This window comes from Shigella sonnei (assembly GCF_002950395.1).
In the GTDB taxonomy this organism is placed as follows: Bacteria; Pseudomonadota; Gammaproteobacteria; order Enterobacterales; family Enterobacteriaceae; genus ECMA0423.
Genome location: NZ_CP026802.1, coordinates 1,878,913 through 1,895,048, shown reverse-complemented (window position 1 = coordinate 1,895,048; position 16,136 = coordinate 1,878,913). Strand labels below are relative to the sequence as shown.

The 16,136-nt window shown below is 48.7% G+C and carries 16 protein-coding genes and 2 pseudogenes; 12 read left to right on the top strand and 6 right to left on the bottom strand.

The features are described 5' to 3' along the window. Position 1: 1 nt before the first annotated feature. A complete protein-coding gene (locus tag C1P89_RS10215; RefSeq protein ID WP_001297187.1) occupies positions 2 to 493 on the top strand; it encodes a DUF1097 domain-containing protein in 492 nt (163 codons plus the stop codon). A gap of 64 nt (positions 494 to 557) precedes the next feature. Here the strand turns inward: C1P89_RS10215 and csgG are convergent, their stop codons facing one another. The 4 genes and pseudogenes from csgG to csgD form a co-directional block, all read right to left on the bottom strand. Then, entirely contained in the window at positions 558 to 1,391 is an 834-nt protein-coding gene (csgG, locus tag C1P89_RS10210; RefSeq protein WP_001189311.1) for a curli production assembly/transport protein CsgG, read from the bottom strand. Between the two features lie 26 nt (positions 1,392 to 1,417). Beyond that, positions 1,418 to 1,834 (bottom strand): curli production assembly/transport protein CsgF, encoded by a 417-nt coding sequence (gene csgF / locus C1P89_RS10205; protein WP_001264088.1) that lies wholly within the window; start codon positions 1,832 to 1,834, stop codon positions 1,418 to 1,420. Positions 1,835 to 1,858: 24 nt separating this feature from the next. Then, positions 1,859 to 2,248 carry a curli production assembly/transport protein CsgE gene (gene csgE, locus C1P89_RS10200; protein WP_000833285.1) on the bottom strand — a complete coding sequence of 130 codons (390 nt, stop codon included), beginning with the start codon at positions 2,246 to 2,248 and terminating at the stop codon, positions 1,859 to 1,861. A gap of 4 nt (positions 2,249 to 2,252) precedes the next feature. Then, a pseudogene (gene csgD / locus C1P89_RS10195) lies at positions 2,253 to 2,768 on the bottom strand (biofilm master transcriptional regulator CsgD); the annotation flags it as partial. Positions 2,769 to 2,822: 54 nt separating this feature from the next. Here csgD and C1P89_RS10190 point away from each other — a divergent pair. Beyond that, positions 2,823 to 3,520, top strand: a protein-coding gene (locus C1P89_RS10190; RefSeq protein WP_094096600.1) for an IS1-like element IS1A family transposase whose coding sequence is annotated in 2 segments (ribosomal slippage) — positions 2,823 to 3,072 and positions 3,072 to 3,520 — 699 coding nt in all. Because the reading frame shifts where the segments join, the coding sequence is not laid out codon by codon here. 16 nt (positions 3,521 to 3,536) lie between these two features. On the opposite strand, the pseudogene C1P89_RS10185 reads toward C1P89_RS10190, so the two are convergent. Continuing rightward, positions 3,537 to 3,680: pseudogene (locus C1P89_RS10185) on the bottom strand (biofilm master transcriptional regulator CsgD); the annotation flags it as partial. Between the two features lie 752 nt (positions 3,681 to 4,432). Between C1P89_RS10185 and csgB the strand changes: the two are divergent. From csgB to clsC, 8 genes are all read left to right on the top strand, one after another. Continuing rightward, complete coding sequence (gene csgB / locus C1P89_RS10180; RefSeq protein WP_005139897.1) at positions 4,433 to 4,888, top strand: curli minor subunit CsgB; 456 nt, start codon at positions 4,433 to 4,435, stop codon at positions 4,886 to 4,888. 40 nt (positions 4,889 to 4,928) lie between these two features. Continuing rightward, positions 4,929 to 5,381 (top strand): curli major subunit CsgA, encoded by a 453-nt coding sequence (gene csgA / locus C1P89_RS10175; RefSeq protein ID WP_000771443.1) that lies wholly within the window; start codon positions 4,929 to 4,931, stop codon positions 5,379 to 5,381. A 115-nt stretch (positions 5,382 to 5,496) separates the two neighbouring features. Beyond that, positions 5,497 to 6,669, top strand: a complete 1,173-nt coding sequence (istA, locus tag C1P89_RS10170) for an IS21-like element IS21 family transposase (protein ID WP_000952382.1) — start codon at positions 5,497 to 5,499, stop codon at positions 6,667 to 6,669. Further along, positions 6,669 to 7,466: an IS21-like element IS21 family helper ATPase IstB gene (gene istB / locus C1P89_RS10165; protein ID WP_000544824.1), complete on the top strand. Its 798-nt coding sequence runs from the start codon at positions 6,669 to 6,671 to the stop codon at positions 7,464 to 7,466. Before istA ends, istB begins: the two co-directional genes overlap by 1 nt. Before the next feature lie 106 nt (positions 7,467 to 7,572). Further along, a complete protein-coding gene (gene csgC, locus C1P89_RS10160) occupies positions 7,573 to 7,905 on the top strand; it encodes a curli assembly chaperone CsgC (protein ID WP_000992833.1) in 333 nt (110 codons plus the stop codon). Between the two features lie 120 nt (positions 7,906 to 8,025). Beyond that, positions 8,026 to 8,337 (top strand): YmdA family protein, encoded by a 312-nt coding sequence (locus tag C1P89_RS10155; protein WP_000489578.1) that lies wholly within the window; start codon positions 8,026 to 8,028, stop codon positions 8,335 to 8,337. Between the two features lie 94 nt (positions 8,338 to 8,431). Continuing rightward, positions 8,432 to 8,965 carry an O-acetyl-ADP-ribose deacetylase gene (gene ymdB / locus C1P89_RS10150; RefSeq protein ID WP_000857405.1) on the top strand — a complete coding sequence of 178 codons (534 nt, stop codon included), beginning with the start codon at positions 8,432 to 8,434 and terminating at the stop codon, positions 8,963 to 8,965. After that, a complete protein-coding gene (gene clsC, locus C1P89_RS10145; RefSeq protein ID WP_011310180.1) occupies positions 8,907 to 10,388 on the top strand; it encodes a cardiolipin synthase ClsC in 1,482 nt (493 codons plus the stop codon). Before ymdB ends, clsC begins: the two co-directional genes overlap by 59 nt. Positions 10,389 to 10,395: 7 nt before the next feature. On the opposite strand, the gene mdoC is transcribed toward clsC, so the two are convergent. Further along, on the bottom strand, positions 10,396 to 11,553 hold the full coding sequence (gene mdoC / locus C1P89_RS10140; protein ID WP_001070350.1) for a glucans biosynthesis protein MdoC: 1,158 nt from the start codon (positions 11,551 to 11,553) through the stop codon (positions 10,396 to 10,398). 393 nt (positions 11,554 to 11,946) lie between these two features. Between mdoC and mdoG the strand changes: the two genes are divergently transcribed. Together mdoG and mdoH are read left to right on the top strand one after the other, a co-directional pair. Continuing rightward, positions 11,947 to 13,482 carry a glucans biosynthesis protein MdoG gene (gene mdoG / locus C1P89_RS10135; RefSeq protein ID WP_001300662.1) on the top strand — a complete coding sequence of 512 codons (1,536 nt, stop codon included), beginning with the start codon at positions 11,947 to 11,949 and terminating at the stop codon, positions 13,480 to 13,482. Beyond that, positions 13,475 to 16,018 carry a glucans biosynthesis glucosyltransferase MdoH gene (gene mdoH / locus C1P89_RS10130; protein ID WP_001295445.1) on the top strand — a complete coding sequence of 848 codons (2,544 nt, stop codon included), beginning with the start codon at positions 13,475 to 13,477 and terminating at the stop codon, positions 16,016 to 16,018. Before mdoG ends, mdoH begins: the two co-directional genes overlap by 8 nt. Positions 16,019 to 16,136 lie beyond the last annotated feature (118 nt).

Sequence of the window (16,136 nt, the reverse complement as noted above, 5' to 3'; positions counted from 1 at the left end):
CATGAACATACTTCTCTCTATTGCAATCACAACAGGCATTCTCTCCGGTATCTGGGGATGGGTGGCTGTTTCCCTGGGCTTACTAAGCTGGGCGGGCTTCTTGGGCTGTACGGCCTACTTTGCCTGCCCGCAAGGTGGGCTGAAAGGGCTGGCGATCTCCGCTGCAACCCTGCTTAGTGGCGTGGTGTGGGCGATGGTCATTATTTACGGTAGTGCACTGGCACCACATCTGGAAATTCTCGGTTATGTCATAACCGGTATTGTGGCGTTTCTGATGTGTATTCAGGCCAAACAGCTGCTGCTTTCATTTGTTCCGGGGACGTTTATAGGCGCATGCGCGACGTTTGCCGGGCAGGGTGACTGGAAACTGGTGTTACCTTCGCTGGCGCTTGGGCTGGTATTTGGTTACGCAATGAAAAACAGCGGCCTGTGGCTGGCGGCGCGTAGTGCAAAGACGGCTCACCGTGAGCAGGAAATCAAAAATAAAGCGTGAGGGGCACTCACGCTTTCGCTTAAACAGTAAAATGCCGGATTATTAATTCCGGCATTTTTATCTGTCAGGATTCTGGTGGAACCGACATATGGCGGTATTTAACCAGAATGTCATTCTGCCGTTCTGCTTTGTTCTGCAAATCCCACAGACCACGGTCGATACCATCATTAATCAGGAAAATGACCCCTGTTTCGATAGCCGACATCAGACACAGCATAACGGGTTCGTTTGAGGTGTAACCCACTTCCCCTTCCAGCAAGCGCTGGTAGTCAATAAAGCGGAAAACCCCGGCCTGAACTTCATAGGAAAGTATCGTCTTACTGGTGTTCACCGAGGAGAGGATCTCACCGGTACTCACATTGACGACACGCAGGTTCACGGCAATCTGATCGAGCTGGTATTGCGTGTCTGCACCGATCCCAAAATATCTTGCCCCAACACCGCCCGATTTAACGTTGCTTTCATAACCGATAATCGAACCTTCAACCATGATATTTGCCGCCGTTAAAGATTGCAGCGGGATTCGGTTATTAATGGCAACTGTGCCGTTTTCTTGTGCCGCACGAATAATCTTGCGCTCGTTAAGCAGGTTTTGTAAACTCTGACGCTCCAGCGGTATAAACCAGCGAGAATCTTTCAATGCCGTGACCAGCATTGCCGTGGCGCTTTGCGGAACAGCAGTGGAGAAGTTACTTGCCGGGTAGGGTTTAAATTGCCCGGTTTCGTCCTGAATGTTGTATACCGAAACAAAGATCTTACCCGTCGGCGCTGGCAGATGGGTCAAATCTTTGTAGCTCTGAGCTTGAGGCATTAATGTCGGTCTGGCGGCTTCTTTAGGCGGGGCGGTTAAGCATCCGCTCAGTAACATGACGGCAACCAAAAGAAATAAGCGCTGCATGATTATTTTCCTTATGAAGCTGGGGCTTAAAAATCGGTTGAGTTATTTTGTAAACCCGAAACCTGGATGGTCGAGGTTTGTCCGGTTTTACGATCTGTCACGTTCAACTGCAATTGACCATCGCGGTTAGCAATATCAACAATATAATCGTTGGTCACCATGCGGCCCGGTTTACCGGTATTAATATTCGACAGTAGCCCACCTAAAATTTGTGACTGGATGGCCTGAGTAAAGTTATCTAACGCTGAGGGTGTTTCAATACCAAAGTCATCGTTATAGCTCGGATCTTTATAAGAGTTTTGGGCCTGAGCGCTATTTAATAAAAAAGCGCCATTATTTGGGTTACCACCAAAGTTTGGATTACGGAACTGGAAAGTCATGGTTCCAGCCCAACTTAATGGCGAAATAAGCATGAGTAGAACTACTGCATGTTTGACACGCATTGCAGCCTCCGAACAATTTTTTATTTAGAATTCATCATGCGCCAAATCGCCCGTACTTAATAACGCCTGATTTATCTGGCGACGATTTAGTGCTTCTTCAGTTTGAATCAGTGCAAAGACGACAGTTTTCTCGAAGTCTTTTTTCAACGGAAATAAAAAAGTCTGGAAAATAACGTCCTGATTGACCGTTATAGTGATCCAGCTTCCCCATCGTGCACTGGGCCTTTCATTAATCGTTAAGTTACCCGTATAGTCACTTTCCCATTTATCACTAAAGGCTCGGTAAAAATCATGGCCAATAGATGAAACAGTATGGTCAGTTAGCAATCCCGGGACTTCTACCTCAACGGCGTGAAGATTCCCTGCGGCGAACAGAAATTCTGCCGCCACAATCCAGCGTAAATAACGTTTCATGGCTTTATCGCCTGAGGTTATCGTTTGCCCAGGAAACCGCTTGTGTCCGGTTTTTTACGGCTATCTTCTTGAAAAGATTATAAAGATGCGTTTTAACCGTATTTTCGCTGATGAACAACGAACGAGCGATCTCGTTATTAGACGCGCCGATACGCAGTTTATTCAGGATCTCTTTTTCCCGATGAGTAAGGAGGGCTGATTCCGTGCTGTTATAACGATAGTTACCTGAATGCGTAATCAAGTAGCTGGCAAGCTTTTGCGTAAAGTAGCATTCGCCGCGCAGGACGCCTTGCAACCCATTGACAACACGTTCTTGATCCTCCATGGCATAAAAAACGCCGTTGATATGAGGCCAGTTTTCAATGTCGCGGTACGGGTAATCTTCAGGCGTATTTAGCAACAATATTTTGATATTGTTGTTTTTCCTGCTCAAAGTATCCTGCCAATAATGGATAAGCTTTTTATCCGCTTCCATCATATCCAGAAGAATAATAGAGCCTGAAGATATATCGTCCAGAGGGTGATGCTGCCAACTTACTGATTTAGTGTATGATGGTGTTTTTGAGGTGCTCCAGTGGCTTCTGTTTCTATCAGCTGTCCCTCCTGTTCAGCTACTGACGGGGTGGTGCGTAACGGCAAAAGCACTGCCGGACATCAGCGCTATCTCTGCTCTCACTGCCGTAAAACATGGCAACTGCAGTTCACTTACACCGCTTCTCAACCCGGTACGCACCAGAAAATCATTGATATGGCCATGAATGGCGTTGGATGCCGGGCAACTGCACGCATTATGGGCGTTGGCCTCAACACGATTTTACGTCACTTAAAAAACTCAGGCCGCAGTCGGTAACCTCGCGCATACAGCCGGGCAGTGACGTCATCGTCTGCGCGGAAATGGACGAACAGTGGGGCTATGTCGGGGCTAAATCGCGCCAGCGCTGGCTGTTTTACGCGTATGACAGTCTCCGGAAGACGGTTGTTGCGCACGTATTCGGTGAACGCACTATGGCGACGCTGGGGCGTCTTATGAGCCTGCTGTCACCCTTTGACGTGGTGATATGGATGACGGATGGCTGGCCGCTGTATGAATCCCGCCTGAAGGGAAAGCTGCACGTAATCAGCAAGCGATATACGCAGCGAATTGAGCGGCATAACCTGAATCTGAGGCAGCACCTGGCACGGCTGGGACGGAAGTCGCTGTCGTTCTCAAAATCGGTGGAGCTGCATGACAAAGTCATCGGGCATTATCTGAACATAAAACACTATCAATAAGTTGGAGTCATTACCCGTCCAGAGAACGTTGAATATTATGTAATTTTCCTGTAATTGCCAGCGATTGTTTAAGGTGCTGCAAGAGAGCCGTCGCCTGCAAAGAAGGTTTAGTGATCAACAATAATGTATGACCATGAATACTATGGACTTCATTAAACATGATGAAACCCCGCTTTTTTTATTGATCGCACACCTGACAGCTGCCTCTAAAATAGAAGCACCAGAAGTACTGACAGATGTTGCACTGCTGTGTGTAGTAATAAATCAGCCCTAAATGGGTAAAATATAAAACTAATGGATTACATCTGATTTCAATCTAGCCATTACAAATCTTAAATCAAGTGTTAAACATGTAACTAAATGCAACTCGTTATATTAAAATGTTAATCTTAAGGTTTTATTAAGTTTAGAAATGATAGAAAAGTTGTACATTTGGTTTTTATTGCACAATTTTAAAAAATCATACAAATGGTGATAACTTACTAATAATGCATATAAAAAATATTTCGGTGTAGTCCTTTCGTCATGTAAAAAGTTGTTGTTTTTTCTCCACACCTCCGTGGACAAATTTTTACTCCAAAAAGACGAGGTTTGTCACGGCTTGTGCGCAAGACATATCGCAGCAATCAGCGATGGGCAAGAAGAATGACTGTCTGGTGATTTTTGATAGCGGAAACGGAGATTTAAAAGAAAACAAAATATTTTTTGCGTAGATAACAGCGTATTTACGTGGCTTTTAATACTTTGGTATGAACAAAAAAAGAAAAATACAACGCGCGGGTGAGTTATTAAAAATATTTCCGCAGACATACTTTCCATCGTAACGCAGCGTTAACAAAATACAGGTTGCGTTAACAACCAAGTTGAAATGATTTAATTTCTTAAATGTACGACCAGGTCCAGGGTGACAACATGAAAAACAAATTGTTATTTATGATGTTAACAATACTGGGTGCGCCTGGGATTGCAGCCGCAGCAGGTTATGATTTAGCTAATTCAGAATATAACTTCGCGGTAAATGAATTGAGTAAGTCTTCATTTAATCAGGCAGCCATAATTGGTCAAGCTGGGACTAATAATAGTACTCAGTTACGGCAGGGAGGCTCAAAACTTTTGGCGGTTGTTGCGCAAGAAGGTAGTAGCAACCGGGCAAAGATTGACCAGACAGGAGATTATAACCTTGCATATATTGATCAGGCGGGCAGTGCCAACGATGCCAGTATTTCGCAAGGTGCTTATGGTAATACTGCGATGATTATCCAGAAAGGTTCTGGTAATAAAGCAAATATTACACAGTATGGTACTCAAAAAACGGCAATTGTAGTGCAGAGACAGTCGCAAATGGCTATTCGCGTGACACAACGTTAATTTCCATTCGACTTTTAAATCAATCCGATGGGGGTTTTACATGAAACTTTTAAAAGTAGCAGCAATTGCAGCAATCGTATTCTCCGGTAGCGCTCTGGCAGGTGTTGTTCCTCAGTACGGCGGCGGTAACCATGGTGGTGGCGGTAATAATAGCGGCCCAAATTCTGAGCTGAACATTTACCAGTACGGTGGCGGTAACTCTGCACTTGCTCTGCAAACTGATGCCCGTAACTCTGACTTGACTATTACCCAGCATGGCGGCGGTAATGGTGCAGATGTTGGTCAGGGCTCGGATGACAGCTCAATCGATCTGACCCAACGTGGCTTCGGTAACAGCGCTACTCTTGATCAGTGGAACGGCAAAAATTCTGAAATGACGGTTAAACAGTTCGGTGGTGGCAACGGTGCTGCAGTTGACCAGACTGCATCTAACTCCTCCGTCAACGTGACTCAGGTTGGCTTTGGTAACAACGCGACCGCTCATCAGTACTAATACATCATTTGTATTGTCAGCGCCAGTGATATAAGACGGTAATTCGCCATTTGGATTGTCCGCTCCACCCAACATGTTGTTTCCTTAAGGTTCTCACACCAGAAAGGACATCAACATGCTGAGCAGAGAGGACTTTTACATGATAAAGCAAATGCGCCAGCAGGGCGCGTACATCGTCGATATTGCGACTCAGATTGGTTGCTCTGAACGGACGGTCAGACGCTACCTCAAATACCCTGAACCGCCAGCCAGAAAGACCCGCCACAAAATGGTTAAGCTGAAACCGTTTATGGATTACATCGACATGCGCCTGGCAGAGAATGTCTGGAATAGCGAGGTTATCTTCGCGGAGATTAAGGCAATGGGTTATACGGGCGGACGTTCCATGCTGCGTTACTACATCCAGCCCAAACGTAAAATGCGTCCGTCAAAAAGAACAGTTCGCTTCGAAACTCAGCCTGGATACCAGCTCCAGCATGACTGGGGCGAAGTTGAGGTGGAGGTTGCCGGGCAACGGTGCAAAGTTAACTTTGCGGTTAATACGCTGGGGTTCTCCCGCAGCTTCCATGTCTTCGCCGCACCAAAACAGGATGCTGAGCATACCTACGAATCACTGGTTCGCGCCTTCCGCTACTTCGGTGGTTGTGTGAAAACGGTGCTGGTTGATAACCAGAAGGCTGCGGTGCTGAAGAATAACAACGGGAAAGTCGTGTTCAACTCCGGATTCCTGTTGCTGGCTGACCACTATAACTTCCTGCCACGGGCATGCCGTCCACGCAGGGCCAGAACAAAAGGTAAGGTTGAGCGGATGGTGAAATACCTCAAGGAGAACTTCTTCGTCCGGTACCGCAGGTTCGACAGCTTCACTCATGTCAATCAACAACTGGAGCAATGGATAGCCGATGTGGCTGACAAACGGGAGCTTCGCCAGTTCAAAGAAACGCCGGAACAGCGCTTCGCGCTGGAGCAGGAACATCTGCAGCCGTTACCGGATACAGACTTCGATACCAGTTACTTCGATATCCGCCATGTGTCCTGGGACAGCTATATCGAGGTTGGTGGTAATCGTTACAGCGTTCCCGAAGCGCTGTGTGGTCAGCCGGTATCGATACGAATATCGCTGGATGACGAGTTGCGGATCTACAGTAATGAGAAACTGGTGGCCTCACATCGCCTCTGTTCAGCATCGTCTGGCTGGCAGACAGTGCCGGAGCATCACGCCCCGCTCTGGCAGCAGGTCAGTCAGGTGGAACATCGACCACTGAGTGCCTATGAGGAGCTGTTGTGATGCATGAACTGGAAGTCCTGCTGAGTCGCCTGAAAATGGAGCATCTGAGTTATCACGTTGAAAGCCTGCTGGAACAGGCAGCTAAAAAAGAGCTGAACTACCGGGAGTTCCTGTGCATGGCGCTACAGCAGGAATGGAACGGCAGGCATCAGCGCGGTATGGAGTCCAGGCTGAAGCAGGCTCGTCTGCCGTGGGTCAAAACGCTGGAGCAGTTCGACTTTACCTTCCAGCCGGGCATCGACCGTAAGGTTGTCCGGGAACTGGCTGGTCTGGCGTTCGTGGAGCGCAGCGAAAACGTGATCCTGCTGGGCCCTCCTGGTGTCGGAAAAACTCATCTGGCCATAGCTCTTGGCGTGAAAGCGGTGGATGCGGGACATCGGGTACTGTTTATGCCACTGGACAGACTGATCGCGACACTGATGAAAGCGAAACAGGAAAACCGGCTGGAGCGTCAGCTACAGCAACTGAGTTATGCCCGGGTGTTGATCCTGGATGAAATAGACTATCTGCCGATGAACAGAGAGGAAGCCAGTCTGTTCTTCCGGCTACTGAACCGTCGATATGAAAAAGCGAGCATCATACTGACGTCAAACAAAGGGTTCGCAGACTGGGGAGAAATGTTCGGAGATCACGTACTGGCAACAGCGATCCTGGATCGGTTGCTACATCACTCAACCACGCTGAATATCAAAGGAGAGAGTTACCGGTTAAAAGAGAAACGTAAAGCTGGAGTGCTGACCAAAAACACAACGCCAATCAGTGATGATGAAATGGTGGAAAGCGGACAGCATCAGTAACGAAAGTATTTAGCGGGCATGAAAATGGCAAATAACGGTCAAACATCGTGGCGTTGACAGTATTACAGAAACAGGGCGCAAGCCCTGTTTTTTTCGGGAGAAGAATATGAATGCGTTATTACTCCTTGCGGCACTTTCCAGCCAGATAACCTTTAATACGACCCAGCAAGGGGATGTGTATACCATTATTCCTGAAGTCACTCTTACTCAATCTTGTCTGTGCAGAGTACAAATATTGTCCCTGCGCGAAGGCAGTTCAGGGCAAAGTCAGACGAAGCAAGAAAAGACCCTCTCATTGCCTGCTAATCAACCTATTGCTTTGACGAAGTTGAGTTTAAATATTTCCCCGGAAGATCGGGTGAAAATAGTTGTTACTGTTTCTGATGGACAGGCACTTCATTTATCACAACAATGGCCGCCCTCTTCAGAAAAGTCTTAATTTGTTGAAATATCGAGCATAAGATGAATCTGGAGAGAATGGTCTGCTGCGAATCAGCCAACCTGAAAGTATGGATAACACAACCCTCAAGGATGACTAATCATTGAGGAAATAGAATAAATGTTCAGACCTTTTTTAAACTCTCTTATGCTCGGCAGTTTGTTTTTTCCTTTTATTGCCATCGCAGGAAGCACCGCGCAAGGGGGTGTGATCCATTTTTATGGCCAAATTGTGGAACCGGCATGTGACGTCAGCACCCAGTCATCACCCGTAGAAATGAACTGCCCACAGAATGGTTCTGTTCCGGGCAAAACCTATTCCAGCAAAGCGTTAATGAGCGGTAATGTTAAAAACGCGCAAATAGCCTCAGTAAAAGTGCAGTATCTTGATAAACAGAAAAAGCTGGCTGTAATGAACATCGAATATAACTAAGTTTCTGAACAACGCACGTTGCTGAGCAGAAAAATGCGATTTAACCAAAAAGCCTGCTGTACACTTAAGAAACAAGAAGGTGTAAGGAGGCGTTATGAAAACGCGTATTCATGTTGTGCAGGGTGATATTACCAAACTGGCCGTTGATGTGATTGTGAATGCGGCTAATCCGTCATTAATGGGAGGCGGCGGCGTCGATGGGGCCATTCATCGCGCAGCGGGTCCGGCCCTGCTGGATGCCTGTTTAAAAGTCAGGCAACAGCAGGGCGATTGCCCTACGGGGCATGCCGTTATTACGCTTGCAGGCGATCTTCCCGCTAAAGCCGTAGTACACACCGTCGGGCCAGTCTGGCGTGGTGGTGAACAAAACGAAGACCAGCTTTTGCAGGATGCCTATCTGAATAGCCTGCGACTGGTGGCGGCAAACAGCTATACGTCAGTGGCTTTTCCTGCAATCAGTACTGGGGTTTATGGTTACCCTCGTGCGGCAGCGGCTGAAATCGCAGTTAAAACCGTTTCAGAATTTATTACCCGTCACGCTTTACCCGAACAGGTATACTTTGTCTGTTATGATGAAGAAAACGCCCACCTCTACGAAAGACTCCTTACCCAACAAGGAGATGAATGATTTGCCCCGGCTGGCGAGCGCGGTGCTGCCACTGTGTTCGCAACATCCCGGTCAGTGTGGTCTTTTCCCTCTGGAGAAAAGTCTGGATGCGTTTGCCGCCCGGTATCGTCTGGCCGAAATGGCAGAGCATACGCTGGATGTTCAGTATTACATCTGGCAGGACGATATGTCGGGTCGGTTACTGTTTTCCGCCCTGTTAGCCGCAGCAAAGCGTGGCGTTCGCGTCCGTTTGTTGCTGGACGACAACAATACGCCCGGACTTGACGATATTTTACGCTTGCTTGACAGCCATCCCCGCATTGAAGTCCGGCTTTTTAATCCTTTCTCGTTTCGCTTGCTGCGTCCGCTTGGTTATATCACCGACTTTTCCCGTCTCAATCGCCGTATGCACAATAAAAGTTTCACTGTCGATGGCGTGGTTACCCTGGTGGGAGGACGAAATATTGGTGATGCCTATTTTGGGGCAGGGGAAGAGCCACTTTTTTCGGATTTAGATGTTATGGCAATAGGACCCGTGGTAGAGGACGTTGCCGATGATTTCGCCCGCTACTGGTATTGCAAATCGGTTTCACCCTTACAGCAGGTGCTGGATGTCCCGGAAGGTGAAATGGCGGATCGCATCGAGTTACCCGCCTCCTGGCATAACGATGCCATGACGCATCGTTACTTACGCCAAATGGAATCCAGTCCGTTTATAAATCATCTGGTTGATGGAACGTTGCCGCTTATCTGGGCGAAAACACGTTTATTAAGTGATGATCCGGCGAAAGGGGAGGGCAAGGCAAAACGGCATTCACTGTTACCGCAGCGCCTGTCCGATATCATGGGCTCACCCAGTGAACGCATCGATATTATCTCTTCCTATTTTGTACCGACACGCGCAGGTGTGGCGCAACTCTTACGGATGGTGAGAAAAGGGGTAAAGATTGCGATCCTAACCAATTCTCTTGCCGCTAACGATGTTGCTGTCGTCCATGCCGGATACGCGCGCTGGCGCAAAAAATTGCTCCGCTATGGCGTGGAATTATATGAACTCAAGCCGACGCGTGAACAAAGTAGTACGTTACACGATCGCGGCATAACCGGTAATTCCGGAGCCAGCCTGCATGCTAAAACTTTTAGCATCGATGGTAAAACGGTGTTTATCGGCTCTTTCAATTTCGATCCGCGTTCAACATTGCTCAATACTGAAATGGGCTTCGTGATAGAGAGCGAAACGCTGGCACAGTTAATTGATAAACGCTTTATTCAGAGCCAGTATGATGCGGCCTGGCAGCTCCGTCTGGACAGGTGGGGACGGATCAACTGGGTTGATCGTCATGCAAAGAAAGAGATTATTCTCAAAAAAGAACCCGCCACCAGTTTCTGGAAGCGGGTTATGGTCAGACTGGCGTCGATATTGCCCGTGGAATGGTTATTGTAAATGTGGCTTAACGGGCTGGTGCTTTATCGTTCTCACGCTTAACAACCGGTTTACCAGAAAACAAAAACTTCAGTAACGGGATGCGTAAATGAATTTCATACAGAATTATCGCAATCCCTACTACGAATATCAGGCCACAGAGAAAACCAAGCCAGTTGGAGGTGATGTGCGGTGTAATGTATGCGCCGAAAAACAGCGTTAACGGGTGGTGAACCAGATAGATAAATAGCGATGCGTTAACAAAGTAAGTCACCCGCGCTGACTGGAAGTTAAGCAAACGGTGGCCAAAGGAGAAGACCACATTCACCATCCACAGACCGAGGACCATGGTGATCACCGACTCGGTTTCGTACATCCAGGCATCGCCACTGCCATAGCGCTGGTTGAGTAAATAAGCGACAAATGCCAATGCTGCTGCAAGGGTACAGCCACGAGACGGCGTGGTAAACAAGGCTTTAAGATGAGGGAAAATGAAAGCCAGTGCACCGAGGATAAAGAACGGCAAATAAAATAGCGTTTGCATGACAATAAAATTGAACATGCCATTACTCAGAATGGGCGGATACACAATAAAAATCGTTCTTCTTATTACCGCATAGCCGATGCCGAGGCATAAAAAAATCACCGATAGTTTTACCATCGAGAATTTTTTATTCGTTTTATCAGAATTTTCTAAATTATTTCTGATGCGTTTAAATATCCATACGCACAGCGTCGTCATGACTACTAACACCAGTAAAAACCACAGGTGTGATATTAATTCCCAGGCCAACGTATTATATTTGTCATACAATGACAGCCCAGGCCAACTTTCCGCTTTCCCTTTGACGTATTGCAGCATAATAAATTGCGGCAATGTCAGTAAGGGGATGGCTGTTAACATCGGGATACCTACACGTTCGACACGTACTTTCCACCATTTTTTCAAGGGATAGCGTAAAAAAAGCATGTAGGAAAAGTAGCCGGATATAACGAAAAATACCTGCATGCGGAACGAGTGGATGAAGTCATTAAAAAGGGTCAGCCACAATGACGGTTCGGCGCTATTCACATGCCATGTATGGCTCGAATAGATTAAAGAAATATGAAAAGGGATCCCTAACAACATCAGCCAGGCGCGGATGGAGTCGAGGAAATATTCACGTTGCGCGGGTACTGGATTCATATATGGTTAACTAATCTCGGATTTTTCGTCTTATCCCTGTCGGGTTATGCCTTTAGGCTTGTTGCCATAGCGACACCGACCTGACCGCGCCAGGCGCAGGCTTCAAGGTTTTTATGCATAGCATCATCGCTACCACTAACCAGAATGGAAGCGTCTGTAAGACGGTTGATAAATAAAATTGCTGGCAAACCCTACACGAAGTCGATGCTTCTGTCTTTAGGAGAAGCACGGAAAGTGAAAACGGTTGCAATCAGGTGCTTAATCCATGAGCCAGCGTGCTGAACGATACCGGGATTCTGTTGTCGGAATGGCTGGTTATCCATTAAAATAGATCGGATCGATATAAGCACACAAAGGGGGAAGTGCTTACTAATTATGAAACATAAACTACAAATGATGAAAATGCGTTGGTTGAGTGCTGCAGTAATGTTAACCCTGTATACATCTTCAAGCTGGGCTTTCAGTATTGATGATGTCGCAAAGCAAGCTCAATCCTTAGCCGGGAAAGGCTATGAGGCGCCCAAAAGCAACTTGCCCTCCGTTTTCCGCGATATGAAATACGCGGACTATCAGCAGATCCAGTTTAATCATGACAAAGCGTACTGGAACAATCTGAAGACCCCATTCAAACTCGAGTTCTACCATCAGGGTATGTACTTCGATACCCCGGTCAAAATAAATGAAGTGACTGCCACCGCAGTCAAACGAATCAAATACAGCCCGGATTATTTCACTTTCGGCGATGTTCAGCATGACAAAGACACGGTAAAAGACCTTGGTTTTGCCGGTTTTAAAGTGCTTTACCCGATCAACAGCAAAGATAAAAACGATGAAATCGTCAGCATGCTCGGGGCCAGCTATTTCCGCGTGATTGGTGCAGGTCAGGTTTATGGCCTTTCTGCCCGCGGCCTGGCAATTGATACCGCCTTGCCATCGGGGGAAGAATTTCCACGCTTCAAAGAGTTCTGGATCGAGCGTCCAAAACCGACTGATAAACGTTTAACCATTTATGCATTGCTTGACTCGCCGCGCGCGACAGGTGCTTACAAATTCGTGGTTATGCCAGGGCGTGACACGGTTGTGGATGTGCAGTCGAAAATCTATCTGCGCGATAAAGTCGGCAAACTGGGGGTTGCACCGTTAACCAGTATGTTCCTGTTTGGGCCGAACCAACCGTCGCCTGCAAATAACTATCGTCCGGAGTTGCACGACTCTAACGGTCTCTCTATCCATGCCGGTAATGGCGAATGGATCTGGCGTCCGTTGAATAACCCGAAACATTTAGCGGTTAGCAGCTTCTCGATGGAAAACCCGCAAGGCTTCGGTCTGTTGCAGCGCGGTCGTGATTTCTCCCGCTTTGAAGATCTCGATGATCGTTACGATCTTCGTCCAAGCGCATGGGTGACTCCGAAAGGGGAGTGGGGTAAAGGCAGCGTTGAGCTGGTGGAAATTCCAACCAACGATGAAACCAACGATAACATCGTCGCTTACTGGACGCCGGATCAGCTGCCGGAGCCGGGTAAAGAGATGAACTTTAAATACACCATCACCTTCAGCCGTGATGAAGACAAACTGCATGCGCCAGATAACGCATGGGTGCAACAAACGCGTCGTTCAACGGGGGATGTGAAGCAGTCGAACCTGATTCGCCAGCCTGACGGTACTATCGCCTTTGTGGTCGATTTTACCGGCGCAGAGATGAAAAAACTGCCAGAGGATACCCCGGTCACAGCGCAAACCAGCATTGGTGATAATGGTGAGATAGTTGAAAGCACGGTGCGCTATAACCCGGTTACCAAAGGCTGGCGTCTGGTGATGCGTGTGAAAGTGAAAGATGCCAAGAAAACCACTGAAATGCGTGCTGCGCTGGTGAATGCCGATCAGACGTTGAGTGAAACCTGGAGCTACCAGTTACCTGCCAATGAATAAGACAACTGAGTACATTGACGCAATGCCCATCGCCGCAAGCGAGAAAGCGGCATTGCCGAAGACTGATATCCGCGCCGTTCATCAGGCGCTGGATGCCGAACACCGCACCTGGGCGCGGGAGGATGATTCCCCGCAAGGCTCGGTAAAGGCGCGTCTGGAACAAGCCTGGCCAGATTCACTTGCTGATGGACAGTTAATTAAAGACGACGAAGGGCGCGATCAGCTGAAGGCGATGCCAGAAGCAAAACGCTCCTCGATGTTTCCCGACCCGTGGCGTACCAACCCGGTAGGCCGTTTCTGGGATCGCCTGCGTGGACGCGATGTCACGCCGCGCTATCTGGCTCGTTTGACCAAAGAAGAGCAGGAGAGCGAGCAAAAGTGGCGTACCGTCGGTACCATCCGCCGTTACATTCTGTTGATCCTGACGCTCGCGCAAACTGTCGTCGCGACCTGGTATATGAAGACCATTCTTCCTTATCAGGGTTGGGCGCTGATTAATCCTATGGATATGGTTGGTCAGGATTTGTGGGTTTCCTTTATGCAGCTTCTGCCTTATATGCTGCAAACCGGTATCCTGATCCTCTTTGCGGTACTGTTCTGTTGGGTGTCCGCCGGATTCTGGACGGCGTTAATGGGCTTCCTGCAACTGCTTATTGGTCGCGATAAATACAGTATATCTGCGTCAACAGTTGGCGATGAACCATTAAACCCGGAGCATCGCACGGCGTTGATCATGCCTATCTGTAACGAAGACGTGAACCGTGTTTTTGCTGGCCTGCGTGCAACGTGGGAATCAGTAAAAGCCACCGGGAATGCCAAACACTTTGATGTCTACATTCTTAGTGACAGTTATAACCCGGATATCTGCGTCGCAGAGCAAAAAGCCTGGATGGAGCTTATCGCTGAAGTCGGTGGCGAAGGTCAGATTTTCTATCGCCGCCGCCGTCGCCGCGTGAAGCGTAAAAGCGGTAATATCGATGACTTCTGCCGTCGCTGGGGCAGCCAGTACAGCTACATGGTGGTGCTGGATGCTGACTCGGTAATGACCGGTGATTGTTTGTGCGGGCTGGTGCGCCTGATGGAAGCCAACCCGAACGCCGGGATCATTCAGTCGTCGCCGAAAGCGTCCGGTATGGATACGCTGTATGCGCGCTGTCAGCAGTTCGCGACCCGCGTGTATGGGCCACTATTTACAGCCGGTTTGCACTTCTGGCAACTTGGCGAGTCGCACTACTGGGGACATAACGCGATTATCCGCGTGAAACCGTTTATCGAGCACTGCGCACTGGCTCCGCTGCCGGGCGAAGGTTCCTTTGCCGGTTCAATCCTGTCACATGACTTCGTGGAAGCGGCGTTGATGCGCCGTGCAGGTTGGGGGGTCTGGATTGCTTACGATCTCCCGGGTTCTTATGAAGAATTGCCGCCTAACTTGCTTGATGAGCTAAAACGTGACCGCCGATGGTGCCACGGTAACCTGATGAACTTCCGTCTGTTCCTGGTGAAGGGTATGCACCCGGTTCACCGTGCGGTGTTCCTGACGGGCGTGATGTCTTATCTCTCCGCTCCGCTGTGGTTTATGTTCCTCGCGCTCTCTACTGCATTGCAGGTAGTACATGCGTTGACCGAACCGCAATACTTCCTGCAACCACGGCAGTTGTTCCCGGTGTGGCCGCAGTGGCGTCCTGAGCTGGCGATTGCACTTTTTGCTTCGACCATGGTGCTGTTGTTCCTGCCGAAGTTATTGAGCATTTTGCTTATCTGGTGCAAAGGAACGAAAGAATACGGCGGCTTCTGGCGCGTTACATTATCGTTGCTGCTGGAAGTGCTGTTTTCCGTGCTGCTGGCTCCGGTACGCATGCTGTTCCATACGGTCTTCGTCGTCAGCGCGTTCCTTGGCTGGGAAGTGGTGTGGAATTCACCGCAGCGTGATGATGACTCCACTTCCTGGGGTGAAGCGTTCAAACGCCACGGCTCACAGCTGCTGTTAGGGTTAGTGTGGGCTGTTGGGATGGCGTGGCTGGATCTGCGTTTCCTGTTCTGGCTGGCACCGATTGTCTTCTCGTTGATCCTGTCACCGTTTGTTTCGGTGATTTCCAGCCGTGCCACCGTTGGTCTGCGCACCAAACGCTGGAAACTGTTCCTGATCCCGGAAGAGTATTCACCGCCGCAGGTGCTGGTTGATACCGATCGGTTCCTTGAGATGAATCGCCAACGCTCCCTTGACGATGGCTTTATGCACGCAGTGTTTAACCCGTCATTTAACGCTCTGGCAACCGCAATGGCGACCGCGCGTCACCGCGCCAGTAAGGTGCTGGAAATCGCCCGTGACCGCCACGTTGAACAGGCGCTGAACGAGACGCCAGAGAAGCTGAATCGCGATCGTCGCCTTGTGCTGCTAAGCGATCCGGTGACGATGGCCCGTCTGCATTTCCGCGTCTGGAATTCCCCTGAGAGATATTCTTCATGGGTGAGTTATTACGAAGGGATAAAGCTCAATCCACTGGCATTGCGTAAACCGGATGCGGCTTCGCAATAAAAATGTAGTTGCCTGATGCGCTACGCTTATCAGGCCTACATCGTTCATGCAATTTATTGATTTTGCAAGCTTTTGTGGGTTAGGTAAAGCGTTCACGTCGCATCCGGCAAAAACAACG